This window comes from Shewanella sp. A22, assembly GCF_053850585.1.
This window is the reverse complement of sequence record NZ_JBSQBN010000002.1, coordinates 25,498-40,362: the sequence shown is the minus strand read 5'-3', so window position 1 is coordinate 40,362 and position 14,865 is coordinate 25,498. Positions and strand designations below refer to the sequence as shown.

Below are 14,865 nucleotides of genomic sequence, written 5' to 3'. Positions count from 1 at the left end.
TGTGAGTCAAACTCCTGGCAACATCTTGTTTGAACGCACTATGGCCTTTGCTGGTATTTTACAGGCTATCGGCCAGGTACAGTATTTAGCTCGCCACGGCGAAAGCGATAAAGAAGCGTTAGCGGCCACGCTCAATACTATTTTAGTGACAGAGCCTAAATCAACAGCGGACGTGTACCCAGACAAAACAATTTTGGACCAAGGCTATCAGCTCATTCAAAACCAACTCGGTGATGGCAAAAATAAAGATGTCGAAACCACTCGTTACTTAGTCGGCGTGTTAACCCTTGAACGAAAGCTTGTACGTTCAGCAAATGGTTTGGGCATGTTAGCCGAGCGTATCAATCAGGTGCATCGTCAACTTAGCCACTTTGCGATAACAGACGAGCAAGTCATAGCTAACTTTGCCAGTATCTACAGTGACGTAATTAGTGAACTAGGCCCTAAATTACAGATATCGGGTAATCCCGATTGTCTTCAGCAACCCATAGTACAGAATAAAATTCGTGCTCTACTACTTGCTGCAATGCGCAGTGCAGTATTATGGCGCCAATTAGGTGGTAAGCGTCGACACTTAGTGTTTGCTAGAAAAGCGATATTTGATACCGCAAGAAAAAGCCAAAATAACAATTAATCGATTCACCCTACAACAAAGTTCATCAAGGAGCTTCAAATGGATCTTTCCGCACTAACTGCTATCTCTCCGGTAGACGGTCGTTATGGTAGTAAAACCGCCTCATTAAGAGGGATTTTCAGCGAGTTCGGTCTTACTAAGTACCGTGTTCAAGTTGAAATCAACTGGTTAAAGCTATTATCAAGCTGCCCAGAGATTGAAGAAGTTCCCCCGTTTAGCGAAACCGCGTTAGCCTTGTTAGACAGCATTAAAGATAACTTTAGTGAACAAGACGCATTACGAGTTAAAAACATCGAAAGCACCACCAATCACGACGTTAAAGCCGTTGAATATTTTATTAAAGAGCAAATCGCCGATAACGCTGAATTAGTCGCGATTGATGAATTTGTACACTTTGCTTGTACCTCTGAAGACATTAACAACTTATCTCATGGCTTAATGTTAAAAGAAGCTCGTGAACAAGTGCTAGTGCCGCATTGCCAACAAATTATTGACGCGATAAAAAAATTAGCTCATGACAATAAAAGCGTGCCATTAATGTCACGTACTCATGGCCAACCAGCGTCGCCATCTACGTTAGGTAAAGAGATGGCTAACGTCGCGGTACGTTTGGAGCGTCAATTAAACCAAATCAACGCAGTTGAAATTATGGGTAAAATTAACGGTGCAGTCGGTAACTACAACGCTCACATTTCTGCCTACCCAGAAGTAAACTGGCATGAGTTGTCACAACGTTTTGTCACCAGTCTTGGCATTAACTGGAACGCTTATACCACTCAAATAGAGCCGCATGATTACATTGCAGAATTGTTCGATGCCATTGCCCGTTTCAACACCATCCTAATCGATTTTGACCGTGATATTTGGGGGTATGTTGCACTTGGCCACTTTAAGCAGCGCACTATCGCTGGCGAAATTGGTTCATCAACTATGCCGCACAAAGTTAATCCAATTGATTTTGAAAACTCTGAAGGTAACCTAGGTATCGCTAACGCGCTAATGCAGCATTTAGCCGCTAAATTACCGGTATCAAGATGGCAGCGTGACCTAACTGACTCAACCGTATTGCGTAACTTAGGTGTTGGTATGGCTCACTCGTTAATTGCTTATCAAGCGACCTTGAAAGGCATTAGCAAGTTAGAAGTGAATGAAGCACAACTTTTAGCTGAACTAGACAAAAACTGGGAAGTATTGGCCGAGCCAGTACAAACAGTAATGCGTCGTTACGGCATTGAAAAACCATATGAGAAGTTAAAAGAACTGACTCGTGGTAAACGTATTGATGCCGCACAACTTGCAGTATTCATTGATGGTCTTGAATTGCCAGAACACGTTAAAGTTGAATTGAAAAAAATGACTCCAGCAAACTACATTGGCCGTGCAGAAGCCTTTGTTGATGAACTAAAATAGTCCTATAAGCTTATACATTCCATTAGCGGTCGCATATGTGACCGCTTTTTTATTGTATTACCACTCGTTAATTATCTCGACCTGAGGTCAATGATGTACACATTAAATATTGATACCCAAGCTTTTATTAAACAGCATTGGCAACAAAAACCACTTGTGATCAAACAGGCTTTTATCGACTTTGAAGATCCTATCGCCGCAGATGAACTTGCCGGCCTAGCCTGTGAAGAAGAAATATCGTCACGCGTGGTGGTCACAAAAGGTGATGACTGGGACGTTGTTCATGGCCCATTTGAAGACTACGACCAATTTGGTGAAGACAACTGGCAGCTATTAGTTCAAGCCGTCAACCATTGGTATCCTGATTCTCAGCCATTGGTTGAAGCATTTCGATTCTTACCAGACTGGCGTTTTGATGACTTAATGGCATCATTTGCCACGCCAGGTGGTGGTGTTGGGCCGCATATTGATAACTACGATGTGTTTATCATTCAAGGCGATGGCGAACGTCGTTGGAAAGTGGGCGACAAAGGTCTACATAAGCGCCGCGGTGATAACCCTAACTCACCGCTAGTTGATGACTTTGAACCGATCATCGATGTGGTATTACAAAAAGGCGATGTACTGTACATTCCACCAGGATACCCACATTGCGGCGAAACATTATCGCTTGCGTTGTCGTACTCGATTGGCTTTAGAGCTCCAAGCCAGCAAGAATTATTAACTGAACTTGCAGACAACCTTATTGACAATAATCTAGGCAATAAACGCTTTACCTCCGAAGACGAGCCCAAGTCACCTGGTGTTATTAGCCAAACTCACCAACAAGGTATAATGGATTTATTAGTGCAACTGGCACAAGATCCAAAAGCATACCAAACCATGCTAGGTAAATTACTCAGCCAAAACCGCTTCGAACTAGATGTGTGTGAAGGAGAAGAAGCACTTAGTAGTGATGACCTCATTGACGCAATTGAACAAGGCGCTATCATTCAACGTATTGGCGGTTTAAAAGTGCTACGTCTTGAACAAGATATTGAGCCACGCCTATTTATTAATGGTGAAGTATATTCATTATCTGAAGTCAGTGAACAAACCCTACTTCTCTTGGCCAACAATGTGTGTATAACACCAGAACAAGCCAGTGAGCTGACTCAATGTAAACCATTACTCGAAACCCTGACTCAACTTATCAACCAAGGTTTGTATTATTTAGCAGAAGAAGAATAATGAATCCATAAAGCACAAAAGGCACCAAAGTGCCTTTTTGTTTTCTGAGTATCGACTAACCCCAGAGTTTTTCATCTTGGTGTATTTTATAAAGGCTTTCTGCGCGGGACACCAATAACTGCGCAAATTTGAGTTGAGTTGCATCTTTTGTCGCACCAGACTTATGCAAATTTTCTGCTTTAAGTTGCCACATCATTGAAAAATGTCTAATCGCTTCGCGGGCTGTTGTCGCCACTTTGACATCAACATAGTCAGAAGGTAAATCACCCGACATCACCCAAAATGTTTGTTTCTTAGGTTGTTTCGATTCCATCTTCCAAATGGCTAAATAAGGCGCTAGATAACGACTATCCTCGGCAAGTACTTTACTTGGAATAACACCCTTTTCAGCTAAAAAACGATTGGCTTTCTGAAACTGAGTTCGTACCCACTCCTGTCTTAATGCTTCTTGGTCTTCTGTTGTTTGCGCAACGGTTTCAACCACTTCTTCAGTCATAATACTTCCTATCTTATTGTTATATTACAGGTTAGAATAAAAAAACACCTGACATTCAATCTTAAAAACACTGATGTAACACAAGTAACCTTACGTTTACGTAAAGTGGCAAGCTAAATTGCCACATCAATCACAAAAATAACCAAATCATGCTTTGTTGAGAGTATCGCTAAATGCTATCGTGCTGCAATAAATATAACAAGCAGTCGTTTGTGCCTTTTGTCATCAATTAACACAAGGTGCGTGAACTTTAATTAACAAGCGGAGATTACACGTGGCAGTTTTTAATCATGTTTCGTTCGATGAACACGAACAAGTGGTATTTTGTCATGACAAGCAAAGTGGCTTAAAAGCCATTATTGCTGTACATAATACCAACCTTGGACCCGCTGTTGGCGGTTGCCGCATGTGGAACTATCAATCGGACGATGAAGCCTTAACAGACGTATTACGTCTCTCTCGTGGTATGACCTATAAAAACGCACTTGCCGGTTTAACTATGGGCGGCGGAAAAGCAGTTATCATTGCAGACCCTAAGACCACAGACCGTGAAGCATTATTCTTAGCCTTTGGTCGTTTTGTAAACAGCTTAGGTGGCAAATACTATTCAGCTGAAGACGTCGGCGTTTCAACATCAGACATGATGATTGCCAGCCGTGAAACTGAATTTGTTGCAGGTCTTGAAGGAAAGTCTGGCGACCCTTCACCTTTAACTGCATTAGGCACCTATTTAGGTATAAAAGCCGCCGTAAAACATCAGCGCGGCATTGATAGCCTGAAAGGCATTAAAATCTCAGTTCAAGGTGTAGGACACGTAGGCTATTATCTGTGCAAGCATTTACACAAAGAAGGTGCTGAGCTCATTGTTACCGACATTCACCAAGCATCTCTTGACCGTGTTGCAACTGAGTTTGGTGCAACCGTCGTAGCACCACAAGACATCTACACACAAGATGTCGATGTCTATGCACCATGCGCATTAGGTGCAACGATTAATGACACCACATTGCCGTTATTAAAAGCCTCTATCATCGCAGGTTGCGCTAATAACCAGTTAGCTGAAGTACGTCACGGCGAAAAGCTTAAGCAAATGGGTATTTTGTATGCTCCTGACTACGTGATTAATGCGGGTGGTATTATTAATGTATCATTTGAAAAACACTACGATGCAGCAGCTTCAACTACCAAGGTTGAGCAAATTTACAACACTCTACTGACTATCTTTGAGCGTGCAGATGCTGAAGACCGTACTACAGGCTCTGTTGCCGATGAAATGGCTAAAGCTATTATAGATGCAGCAAGATAGTTAATTCGCTTTATATTGGGCTATTTAACGCCTAAATATTCAAGGGTGATGCCAATGCATTTCCCTTTTTTTTGCCCACCAAAAGCCAACAAGTTTAATCAAGTTGCAACAAATCGTTCACCTTAGTGTCAAATAACAGCCCTACTCTAAATCAACACTGACGCAACCTGTGTATTAGGGTGAATGACTGATGATCTCACACAGCAACAAAAGTAATCAGCAACGGCAACCTTTATCTCACTTAACCCATAATGAGAAAACTCAGCACTTTCGTGCTCTGTGGATTTCGGATGTTCATCTAGGCAGCATTGATTGCAAGGCCGAATTCTTATTACATTTCCTTAATCATAGTCAATGCCAATATTTATATCTGGTTGGCGATATTGTCGATATATGGGCATTAAAAAAACGCGTTTATTGGCCTGATAGCCACAATAAAGTGATACAAAAAATCCTCGAACTGGCCAGTAATGGCACCCAAGTATTTTATATACCAGGTAATCATGATGAAGCTTTCAAAGCTTATGCCGACAGTCATTTCAGAGGTATCACCCTTGCCAAGCAGCATATTCATCAAGCCCTTAACGGCAAACGTTTTCTAATGCTGCATGGAGACCAATTCGACTCACAAGTGTGTGTGAGCAGAGCTTATGCCAAATTAGGTGACCATTTATATGATGTATTATTGTGGCTGAATCGCCAATTACATAAGGTAAGAAGCCGCCTAGGATATCCATATTGGTCACTAGCCAGTTATATTAAACTCCGAGTAAATAAAGCCCAACAAGCCATTAATCAATATCGTGATGCTGTATTGCGCTATTCGGTAAAACAACAGGTGGATATGGTCATCTGTGGTCATATCCACCAGCCAGAATTATCCCAGCACACAATTAACCATCGCACCATTACTTATGCCAATGACGGTGATTGGGTTGAAAATTGCACTTTAATTGCCGAAACCGAAACTGGCAATGTGCAGTTACTCAAGTGGGACGAACAGACGTTACAAGCAACCGTCGTAAACACGATTTATTTCAGCTCTTCAGAAACCAAATCAATCATCACGCCCCAAAAACAGCATGTTGCATAAATAAGGCTAAAATATGATATTTACTGTCGATAATGTGGTCGAAAAAAACCTACCAAATGTGCATAACAAGCCTTGGTTAGCAACACCAACCAAAGCGATGTTGCGCTACTTACTTCATGAAAAGCAGTGTAATGACATTGCTAATGAACACGCGCATTTATCCGGGGTCGATTTTGTTGAACAAATTCTTGCCTGTTTAAATTTCAGTTACAGCGTCCCCAATAACGAAATAGAAAATATTCCCATTGAAGGACGTGTAGTCATTTACGCGAATCATCCAATAGGGTCATTAGATGCGTTAGCTCTAATTAAATTAATTAGTCAAGTTCGCCCAGACATTAAAGTCGTTGCCAATGAATTACTTATGGCCATTAAACCACTTCACTCCATTTTATTGCCAGTACGTAACATGACAGGTGGTACACCTAAACAACATTTAAATGAAATTCATCACCACCTCAAAAATGAAGGTGCGGTATTGATTTTCCCCTCAGGTGAAGTTTCGCGTTTACGCCCAACTGGTGTCACCGACTTACATTGGCACAGCGGATTTTTAAAAATGGCTCGCGCCTGTAATGCTCCGCTTTTACCTATGTATGTGGATGCGAAAAACTCTGCCACCTTTTATGGCGCTTCAATGATTTACAAACCATTAGCGACGTTATTACTGGTCAAAGAAATGTTTAAACAAATGGATCATGTCATGCCATTACGGATTGGCCAATTGATTGCAAAAGAAGTTGTCAGCACTCAAGATTTCCCACTTAAAACCAAAGTGAATCTGCTTAAAAATCATTTATACCGCATTGGTAAAAATCGCAGTCCGTTATTCATTACCCAAAATGCCATTGCTCATCCAGAAAAACGCAGTGAGCTACAACAAGCATTACAACAATGCGAATTGCTAGGTAAAACCCAAGACAATAAACAAATCTATTTATATAAGCATACTCACAGCAGTGCAATTATGCGTGAGATTGGTCGGCTTCGTGAAATCGCCTTCAGAGCCGTGGGTGAAGGTACCGGCAAACGTCGTGATACCGATAAATATGATAATCACTATTTCCATTTAGTATTATGGGATAAAGATGAATTAGAAATTGTTGGTGCCTACCGTTTTGCCAGTGCAAAAATGATCCATGACACCGTTGGTGAAAATGCTTTATATAGCCAATCACTCTTTGAATATCGCGATGCGTTCGCCCCTTATTTTGATCAAGGCCTCGAACTTGGTCGCAGCTTTGTCCAACCTAAATATTGGGGTCGCCGAAGTTTAGAATATTTGTGGCAGGGAATTGGCGCATTTTTAGTTAAAAACCCTCAATACCGCTACTTATTTGGCCCTGTATCGCTAAGTGATGGTTTACCCGTGCAAGCTAAAGAGATGCTGGTATTCTTTTACCAGCATCATTTTTCTACAATTCAAGTGCTCGCAACATCATTTAACTCTTACCACTTCACCGACGAACGTCAACATCAATTACATCAATTATTCTGTGGTGCTAATTATGCTGATAACTTTAAAATACTCAAACGGACACTAGCAAATATGGGTGTATCTGTACCGACATTATTTAAGCAATATGGCGAGCTGTGTGACAATCATGGTGTACAGTTTCTTGATTTTGGTATCGACGCTGAATTTGGTGACTGTATCGATGGTTTAGTCTTAGTCGATATCCATCAATTAAAACCAATTAAATATCAAAAATACTTAGCAGGACACCTACCCGAAAACAAAATTGCATCTTGACTAGGCAAGTGCTTAATGTAAATAGCAGTCGTCATAGGCCGTTAAATGATTGTTACACGAATATTTATCTGATATAAAAGAATAAATACGTGGGGAATCGCTTATGACAACGTCTACAGATATGTTATCAGATACATTGGACACAAAAGCACCTAAACATATTCGCATTGCGGACATCATGACAACCAGAATTGTCACTATTGAAATGGATGACCGGCTGAGCCTAGCTAAAGAGATTTTTGATAATGTCAGTTTTCATCACTTAATTGTTGTCGATGATAAAAATAAACTGAGCGGTATATTATCTCACAGAGACTTTCTGCGGGCACTAAGCCCTAATATAGGTACAGCCGCTGAACTAATCCGAGACACAGAAACCCTACATAAAAGGGTACATCAAGTCATGACAAAAAAACCATTTTCCATCGCCCCTCATTGTGATATAAATCAAGCTAGTAGGCTAATTTTAGACCACAATATCGGTTGTTTACCCGTGCTAGAAAACAATATTATTGTGGGTATTATTACTTGGAAAGATCTATTGAATGCTTATATTTCTTAAATAAAAATCATGTTGTTGTTAGTTAAGCGTAAATCATCCTAAACACTTTATCCAGTCTATTATCAACACTCACTCTGCTGTAGTTTACATCTCATTACCCTTACCTAGCGTCCTCATAAACGTCTCATATTGTGACGTACATAAAAGGTTTTTATGCAATAGGTTCGACTAAAAATAAATATTCTCAAGCTAGCCAACTAGATAGCTTTTTTTCGCAAATTGTTCATATTTTTGTACTGGAAATTGTCATATGACTCTGCTTTTATTATATGACGAGTACGCCATTATATGTGAAGGGAGGGCATTATGATTAAGTTTACTTATGATCTCAATCAAGACAATATTGAATTACAAGCAAGCAATTGGTGTGGACTTGAACGCGTTTTCATTAATGGTAAGGTTGTGTCCCGCAAGTTCAACTTTGGACAACAAAGCATGCATGATGTCATGCTTAACAATGGAAAAAAGTTTCGTTTTCAATTAATTATAGATCCACAAACAGAATTAGTATCCTGCCGGATTTACAAACAAAATCAATTGGTCACCATTTTAAAGCAAGGTGAAAAACAGCTACAACAAAGCCAATTCATGATAGAAACTAGCTTTGTCATAGCGTGTTTAGGGATGCTAAGTTTGTATTGGCTAGGTTAACCTAGCACTTTAACGTTTATTAGCTTATGGTAAAATCAAGTCTCACTGTCGACTTTGCTGAAGTGGGCTTACCATCAACAAACTTAGGCGCATAACGCCATTGACTAAGTGCTTTTATTGATTCTTTTTCAAATTTGCGACCACCTTGTGAATCGATTATTTCAGGCGACTTAACAAATCCATTTTCATTGACTGTAAATTCAATTTGCACCCAACCATTTTTGCGCTGTTTCGCATATGACATTGGATAATTAGGTGACTTTCTAAATAACGGGGTTTGTTCTTGTTGATCATCCCATGGCGTCATTTTGCCTATTGCTACACAATGCTCAGTAGCCGCTTCACTGCGCCCTTGTTGTTCAAAAAGACTAACGAGTAATGCATGAGCACTTAATTCATAAGGATGGCTATAAGGCAAAGCTTTATACTGCTTTATAACTTCAGATAAGTGTTTTTCGGCGTCATCATTATTATTCATGTTAATATTTAGGGTACCAACAATATACGTTGCATTCACTCGCTTAACTGCATTTTCTGGCAACTTAGCAGCATAAATATCATAGGCATCAAATGCGTAGTTTCGCACTTTTTTATTATAAAACGTTGTTTTTGACAAACGGTTAAATGCTATGGTTTTAACATCTGCAACAACCAGACTATTGTTGGTTTTATCTGCTATATCTATGGCTTCATCAAGTAACTCTTTAGCATATTTGTCATCTTGGGTAATTTCAGCAAGTCGCGTAATCGGATCGATAAGCTCAACCGCACTGTTTGCCAACCCCTCTCTGTAATTTTTCAGTGCGTATTCATATAAACCTTCGGCCTGCATTTGTAGCTTGTCATGAGCCTCTATTTGATTACCTTCTTTAGATGTCGAAGTTAACGCCTTGGCCCAATTCATCGCCAACTTTGCACTATCAACACTCATCTCACCGAATTGGAGCTTACCTAATTCAAATGCTAATTGAGCAAGTCGAAGAGTTTCTTGGTTGTCATTGTTGTTTGATGCTTCATTATAAGCTTGATAAACTTCTTTGAAGTTGGCTTCTTCTGCAACAGATTTCGATATTGTTAAAATATTGCATATCAGAAGAGTGGCCAGCGATAGCGATGAAAACAGTCCTTTATTCATTTTTAGTCCCTTATTCATTTTTAGTCCTTTACTCATTTTTAGTCCTTTATTCATTTTTAGTCCTTTACTCCATAGTTCAATAAGTCATCAATAATATTAACAGACCATTATATTATGTCTACCTACGTTGTGATTAGTATATGTCTTTACAACCGTTTTTAGTTTTACATGCAATAAAGGACTTATGTCCCTTCGAATTAGCTAATCTGACACTAAAATGAAGAAAATACGGTTGCTCGTATCTGTCGGAGCCTGTTTGCTATTTTATATGTCTAGTTTATTCATTGGGTTACAGTAGTATCAAATCATGGTCATGTGCAAATTCATCATTATAAAATCGTGCTCATCATACTTAGATGCGAACGTATCCTCATTAATGACCCACAGCAAGCCAAGTGACTGATTTTTACAAGGTAACATCCACTCAACTCAACATGTTTGATTCGATACGAGTCAACACAAATTAGCACCACAAAATTATTTACGATGTTTAGCCCAAATAGATTAGTTTCCTTCATTACAGACTATGATACAGATCAAAAATACAACATTTAAGTTACATAATGATTGTGGTTCTCTCACAGGTAGGCAGACTAAAACAAATGACAATGAATTAATAACGAGGAGCCAATATGTCAGCCATATCCAAATTGCTCCAAGCCATGTTAAGTAGCTTTAAAGACCTTATTCCCATCATCTTAGTCGTTAGTTTTTTTGAGATTTTTGTATTACATCAAGCGCCAGCCGAGCTAGGCTCAATTTTGGTGGGCGTAGTATTTATTGTATTGGGGCTGACTTTTTTTGTATTTGGTTTAGAAATGGGTTTATTTCCAATTGGCGAATCACTTGCTGAAGCTTTAGCACGAAAAGGTAGTGTATTTTGGTTAGTTATTTTCTCTTTCTCTCTGGGCTTCGGTACTACGTTAGCTGAGCCTGCACTCACAGCTGTCGCAAACGAAGCGGCGCAGGTTGCCGCTAATGCTGGTGCGATAGAGTCAAACCAACAAGCAATGAATTCTTATGCCATGGGGTTACGATTAACCGTCGCCATTTCGGTTGGCTTAGCTATTTTACTTGGTGTAATTCGCATTCTTAAAGGATGGCCAATTCATTACCTCATTATTGGGGGGTACGTGTTAGTGATGATCCTCACCAGCTTTGCTCCGGCCAACATTATTGGTATCGCTTATGATTCTGGCGGCGTCACCACATCGACCATTACCGTACCTTTAGTCACCGCATTAGGCGTTGGTTTAGCAAGTGTCATTAAAGGCCGTAATCCGATGGTTGATGGCTTTGGCTTAATAGCATTCGCAAGTCTTAGCCCAATGATTTTTGTGTTGCTGTACGGCATGCTGTTCCTTAAATGATTAAGTTAACCCCAAAAATGAGGAATACTTTTGCTTAATGAGTTGATGATCACCCTATTACTGACCGCTCGGGATGTGATTCCTATCGCTATAATTCTGTTCGGCTTTCAACTAGGCGTACTCAAACGCCCGATTAACCAATGGCGAAAAGTGCTACTCGGTTTTATCTACGTGATTATCGGCCTCACCTTTTTTCTCGTGGGTTTACAAATGGCACTATTCCCTATCGGTGAGAGCATGGCTAATCAACTGACCACCAGCGAGTTTTTACACCCTGATGGTGGCAATGAGCCGTTTATTTGGCAAGACTATTTTTGGGTTTATGTGTTTGCCGCCGCTATCGGTTTTAGTACCACCATTGCAGAACCGTCTTTAATTGCAGTGGCAATCAAAGCCAATCAAGTATCAGGTGGCACCATTGGTATCCAAGGCCTACGAATGTCAGTGGCGTTTGGCGTAGCGATTGGTATTACTTTAGGCTGTTTTCGTATTGTGGTTGGCGATCCCATTCACTATTACATAATGGCGGGCTATGTGGTGGTGGTTATTCAAACCTTTTACGCTCCAAAAATGATTGTCCCTTTAGCATATGACTCTGGAGGGGTAACCACATCAACGGTAACCGTGCCGTTAGTTGCGGCATTAGGGCTTGGACTCGCCACCAATGTTGAGGGCCGTAATCCATTAATTGATGGCTTTGGACTAATTGCCTTTGCCAGTTTATTTCCGATGATCACTGTTATGGGTTATGCCCAAATAGTTGACTATTTATCCAAACGAAAAACCATTAAGGAGTAACCTATGCGCTTTAAACTAATTGTCGCGTTTGTCGATGATGACTGTACTGACAAGGTACTCGATGCAGCACGTATTGCAGGCGCGACAGGTGCGACAGTCATAAACCATGCTCGCGGTGAAGGGTTAGAACAAAAGACCACTTTTATGGGGCTAACCTTAGAGGTTCAACGTGATGTGATTTTATGGTTAGTAGAAGAGCACATGAGTCGTCATATTTTAGAAACCATTTCTCATGTGGGTGAATTTGACACTAACTCAGGCAAAGGTATAGCAATTCAAATTGATGTCGAAGATGCCGTTGGTGTTGCCCATCAAGTTCAAAAATTGAGTAAAGATATTGAGGATCAAATATGAATAGCAACCCCCCTATTCGTAATCGCGACGTTATGAATAACCATTTCGTCATGGTTGATGGCATGTGCACTGTGGCTGAAGCAATCCAAGAAGCCATTAGCCATAATGTGAATATACTAGTGGTGAAGAAACGCAATGAGAATGATGAATACGGCATGGTACTCATGAGCGATATCGCCCGAAAAGTGCTTGCAAAAGACAAGTCACCCGAGCGTACAAATATTTATGAAATCATGATAAAACCAGTGTTTTCGGTACCTGCAGATATGGACGTTCGCTATACAGCACGGCTGTTTGAACGCTTTAGTATTAATAAGGCGCCAGTGATTGAAGCGGGTGAGATTTTAGGGTTTGTCACTTATGACAATATTGTGCTTAAAGGCATGATAGCCAAGTGATAATATGCATTAACCATGATATACACCTGTCATTATTCGAGCTGGCGAATAATAAATTCAATCAAGGTTCTTGTTTTTAGCGGCAGGTTTTTATCTTTATACAATAAGTGTATTGGCATCGCCATCAGGGGGAACTAATGCACTGAAGTTTGTTAATAATCCAGCTTTAATGGCCTCTTCCACCACAATCTGTGGCTGTAAAATAATACCCAATCCATCTATCGCGGCTTGGGTTGCTACCCTGCATCGTTAATGCAGTTAGTCATGCGGTACCGAGCAAAGTCAACAATACCAAATTGAAGCGACCGGTAGACGCGGGCAAGACGGTAATATTTGCGAATCAACCGCCATTGTCAGTTACAGCAACGGCGTGCAATGTCATCTGCATACCGCTGAAGACTATGGTCTGCATGCAGGCTTTACTATTCTAGGCAGTTTAGGAAGTATTGAATTCACCTCAAACCCTTGGTTACCAGAATCTCAGGGTAATCAATTTACGGTGAGATTATATGAACAACAAGCTGAAGTTGTAGATGTAGATGTAGATGTAGATGTTGAAGCTAAAGGCAATGGATTTTACTATCAAGTAGAAGCTGTGCTTAACGCATTAAAAACTAAGCAATACACAGCACCTAGACCTTTGGTACAGCTCAGTGACTCTGTTGATATTATGCAAATGCTAACCACATGGCATAAAGCCACCTTAGAAAGCCGCGCTGCGAACCACACCACTGAACGCTAAACATTCGTTTACTCGCTGTTGCTGAATGTTAGATAATTCAGTAACAGCAACAAAAGCGTACTCGCTGTGTTCATCGCTTAAACGTATTGTCGCTCCTTGGGGTAACTCGCAACGAAAGATAAACGCTTGTGATTGATAAGCTGAATGAAAATACACCCCAGATAGATAATTAACTGTTACCTCACAACCTAATTCTTCTTTGCACTCTCGCAGCAATGCCTGATGAATGGTTTCATTAGGATCAAGCCCGCCACCCGGCAAACCCCAATGCTTGTCACCATAATTGGCTTTTAATAACAGCACTTGACCATCGTCATTAGTGATTACTGCATGGGAGCTGAGTCTAAATAAATCGTTAAAAGCCATGATGGTTTTCTTATTATAAATAGAGCTTTGTGATTTGGTCTTGGAAAACTAGCGCCATAACTGCCTTGTTCCAAGTAAATAGTAAATTCCATAAATACAACAAACTGCTGAGCTCACTAACCAAAAAGCCATAGAGTTTTGATGGATATCGGGTGATGACGTGAAAAAAGGCACAATTAACCCCGCCACTCCACGAATTAGGTATACAGCAGTGATTAACACTAAACATGTTTTTAGAAACGTTAACTTAACAATTAAGCCCGCACCCGAAAATGCGTAAAGCCCCCAAACACAAAGAACAGCAGCGATAATCAATGTGACAATGGTAGGATAAATATCACCGGCAGCAGCCATTTTAGCCATTTTTTCACCAGCACCAAAAAAGAGGTACCAGTCTGGGCCGCCAAATATACAACTAATGTGTAGCAAGGCAGCAAAGATGCTTAAGCAGCCAGCAATAACGAGTAAACCATTCCTTTGCATTCAAATTCCTTTTGGCACTTGCTCCGCTATGGAGTATCTAATAATTAGTCAGTTAACATATGTAGCGAATTGACAACGAGTTCC

Annotated in this window: 17 protein-coding genes; 13 read left to right on the top strand and 4 right to left on the bottom strand. The window is 40.4% G+C overall.

The window, feature by feature from the left end; translation table 11 throughout:
* Position 1: 1 nt before the first annotated feature.
* From hflD to ACWXWT_RS00790, 3 genes are all read left to right on the top strand, one after another.
* On the top strand, positions 2-634 hold the full coding sequence (hflD, locus tag ACWXWT_RS00800; protein ID WP_456039720.1) for a high frequency lysogenization protein HflD: 633 nt from the start codon (positions 2-4) through the stop codon (positions 632-634).
* Between the two features lie 39 nt (positions 635-673).
* Positions 674-2,044 carry an adenylosuccinate lyase gene (purB, locus tag ACWXWT_RS00795; RefSeq protein ID WP_456039719.1) on the top strand — a complete coding sequence of 457 codons (1,371 nt, stop codon included), beginning with the start codon at positions 674-676 and terminating at the stop codon, positions 2,042-2,044.
* A gap of 93 nt (positions 2,045-2,137) precedes the next feature.
* Entirely contained in the window at positions 2,138-3,274 is a 1,137-nt protein-coding gene (locus tag ACWXWT_RS00790) for a ribosomal protein uL16 3-hydroxylase (RefSeq protein ID WP_456039779.1), read from the top strand.
* Between the two features lie 55 nt (positions 3,275-3,329).
* On the opposite strand, the gene ACWXWT_RS00785 is transcribed toward ACWXWT_RS00790, so the two are convergent.
* Positions 3,330-3,770, bottom strand: a complete 441-nt coding sequence (locus ACWXWT_RS00785) for a DUF4826 family protein (RefSeq protein WP_456039718.1) — start codon at positions 3,768-3,770, stop codon at positions 3,330-3,332.
* Positions 3,771-4,044: 274 nt separating this feature from the next.
* Here ACWXWT_RS00785 and ACWXWT_RS00780 point away from each other — a divergent pair, with 274 nt between their 5' ends.
* The 5 genes from ACWXWT_RS00780 (at position 4,045) to ACWXWT_RS00760 (ending at position 9,135) form a co-directional block, all read left to right on the top strand.
* Complete coding sequence (locus ACWXWT_RS00780; RefSeq protein ID WP_456039717.1) at positions 4,045-5,076, top strand: Glu/Leu/Phe/Val dehydrogenase dimerization domain-containing protein; 1,032 nt, start codon at positions 4,045-4,047, stop codon at positions 5,074-5,076.
* Positions 5,077-5,266: 190 nt separating this feature from the next.
* Positions 5,267-6,169, top strand: a complete 903-nt coding sequence (locus ACWXWT_RS00775) for a UDP-2,3-diacylglucosamine diphosphatase (protein WP_456039716.1) — start codon at positions 5,267-5,269, stop codon at positions 6,167-6,169.
* Between the two features lie 13 nt (positions 6,170-6,182).
* Positions 6,183-7,922 carry a GNAT family N-acyltransferase gene (locus tag ACWXWT_RS00770; protein WP_456039715.1) on the top strand — a complete coding sequence of 580 codons (1,740 nt, stop codon included), beginning with the start codon at positions 6,183-6,185 and terminating at the stop codon, positions 7,920-7,922.
* Positions 7,923-8,025: 103 nt separating this feature from the next.
* Complete coding sequence (locus ACWXWT_RS00765; RefSeq protein WP_456039714.1) at positions 8,026-8,484, top strand: CBS domain-containing protein; 459 nt, start codon at positions 8,026-8,028, stop codon at positions 8,482-8,484.
* A 306-nt stretch (positions 8,485-8,790) separates the two neighbouring features.
* Complete coding sequence (locus ACWXWT_RS00760) at positions 8,791-9,135, top strand: hypothetical protein (RefSeq protein ID WP_456039713.1); 345 nt, start codon at positions 8,791-8,793, stop codon at positions 9,133-9,135.
* Between the two features lie 19 nt (positions 9,136-9,154).
* Here the strand turns inward: ACWXWT_RS00760 and ACWXWT_RS00755 are convergent, their stop codons facing one another.
* Positions 9,155-10,324, bottom strand: coding sequence for a TonB family protein (locus ACWXWT_RS00755; protein WP_456039712.1), 1,170 nt, complete (start codon positions 10,322-10,324; stop codon positions 9,155-9,157).
* Between the two features lie 578 nt (positions 10,325-10,902).
* On the opposite strand from ACWXWT_RS00755, the gene ACWXWT_RS00750 reads away from it, so the two are divergent.
* The 5 genes from ACWXWT_RS00750 to ACWXWT_RS00730 all read left to right on the top strand — a co-directional run bounded on the left by ACWXWT_RS00750 (position 10,903) and on the right by ACWXWT_RS00730 (position 13,932).
* Positions 10,903-11,640: a DUF1538 family protein gene (locus ACWXWT_RS00750; RefSeq protein ID WP_456039711.1), complete on the top strand. Its 738-nt coding sequence runs from the start codon at positions 10,903-10,905 to the stop codon at positions 11,638-11,640.
* Positions 11,641-11,685: 45 nt separating this feature from the next.
* Entirely contained in the window at positions 11,686-12,438 is a 753-nt protein-coding gene (locus ACWXWT_RS00745; protein ID WP_456039778.1) for a DUF1538 domain-containing protein, read from the top strand.
* Between the two features lie 3 nt (positions 12,439-12,441).
* Entirely contained in the window at positions 12,442-12,792 is a 351-nt protein-coding gene (locus ACWXWT_RS00740; RefSeq protein WP_456039710.1) for a P-II family nitrogen regulator, read from the top strand.
* Complete coding sequence (locus ACWXWT_RS00735) at positions 12,789-13,190, top strand: CBS domain-containing protein (RefSeq protein WP_456039709.1); 402 nt, start codon at positions 12,789-12,791, stop codon at positions 13,188-13,190. The genes ACWXWT_RS00740 and ACWXWT_RS00735 overlap by 4 nt, the downstream gene beginning before the upstream one ends.
* Positions 13,191-13,560: 370 nt before the next feature.
* Complete coding sequence (locus tag ACWXWT_RS00730; RefSeq protein WP_456039708.1) at positions 13,561-13,932, top strand: hypothetical protein; 372 nt, start codon at positions 13,561-13,563, stop codon at positions 13,930-13,932.
* Here the strand turns inward: ACWXWT_RS00730 and ACWXWT_RS00725 are convergent.
* Positions 13,894-14,298, bottom strand: coding sequence for an NUDIX hydrolase (locus tag ACWXWT_RS00725; RefSeq protein ID WP_456039707.1), 405 nt, complete (start codon positions 14,296-14,298; stop codon positions 13,894-13,896). The genes ACWXWT_RS00730 and ACWXWT_RS00725 overlap by 39 nt on opposite strands.
* A gap of 48 nt (positions 14,299-14,346) precedes the next feature.
* Entirely contained in the window at positions 14,347-14,781 is a 435-nt protein-coding gene (locus tag ACWXWT_RS00720; protein ID WP_456039706.1) for a hypothetical protein, read from the bottom strand.
* Positions 14,782-14,865: the final 84 nt, after the last annotated feature.

What these genes read in the sequence shown, in the direction of transcription:
- purB (WP_456039719.1), top strand. Translation starts at nt 674, where the DNA reads ATGGATCTTTCCGCACTAACTGCTATCTCTCCGGTAGACGGTCGTTAT.
- ACWXWT_RS00790 (WP_456039779.1), top strand. Translation starts at nt 2,138, where the DNA reads ATGTACACATTAAATATTGATACCCAAGCTTTTATTAAACAGCATTGG.
- ACWXWT_RS00785 (WP_456039718.1), bottom strand. Translation starts at nt 3,770, where the DNA reads ATGACTGAAGAAGTGGTTGAAACCGTTGCGCAAACAACAGAAGACCAA.
- ACWXWT_RS00775 (WP_456039716.1), top strand. Translation starts at nt 5,267, where the DNA reads ATGATCTCACACAGCAACAAAAGTAATCAGCAACGGCAACCTTTATCT.
- ACWXWT_RS00770 (WP_456039715.1), top strand. Translation starts at nt 6,183, where the DNA reads ATGATATTTACTGTCGATAATGTGGTCGAAAAAAACCTACCAAATGTG.
- ACWXWT_RS00765 (WP_456039714.1), top strand. Translation starts at nt 8,026, where the DNA reads ATGACAACGTCTACAGATATGTTATCAGATACATTGGACACAAAAGCA.
- ACWXWT_RS00760 (WP_456039713.1), top strand. Translation starts at nt 8,791, where the DNA reads ATGATTAAGTTTACTTATGATCTCAATCAAGACAATATTGAATTACAA.
- ACWXWT_RS00755 (WP_456039712.1), bottom strand. Translation starts at nt 10,324, where the DNA reads ATGAATAAAGGACTAAAAATGAGTAAAGGACTAAAAATGAATAAGGGA.
- ACWXWT_RS00750 (WP_456039711.1), top strand. Translation starts at nt 10,903, where the DNA reads ATGTCAGCCATATCCAAATTGCTCCAAGCCATGTTAAGTAGCTTTAAA.
- ACWXWT_RS00745 (WP_456039778.1), top strand. Translation starts at nt 11,686, where the DNA reads ATGATCACCCTATTACTGACCGCTCGGGATGTGATTCCTATCGCTATA.
- ACWXWT_RS00740 (WP_456039710.1), top strand. Translation starts at nt 12,442, where the DNA reads ATGCGCTTTAAACTAATTGTCGCGTTTGTCGATGATGACTGTACTGAC.
- ACWXWT_RS00735 (WP_456039709.1), top strand. Translation starts at nt 12,789, where the DNA reads ATGAATAGCAACCCCCCTATTCGTAATCGCGACGTTATGAATAACCAT.
- ACWXWT_RS00725 (WP_456039707.1), bottom strand. Translation starts at nt 14,298, where the DNA reads ATGGCTTTTAACGATTTATTTAGACTCAGCTCCCATGCAGTAATCACT.
- ACWXWT_RS00720 (WP_456039706.1), bottom strand. Translation starts at nt 14,781, where the DNA reads ATGCAAAGGAATGGTTTACTCGTTATTGCTGGCTGCTTAAGCATCTTT.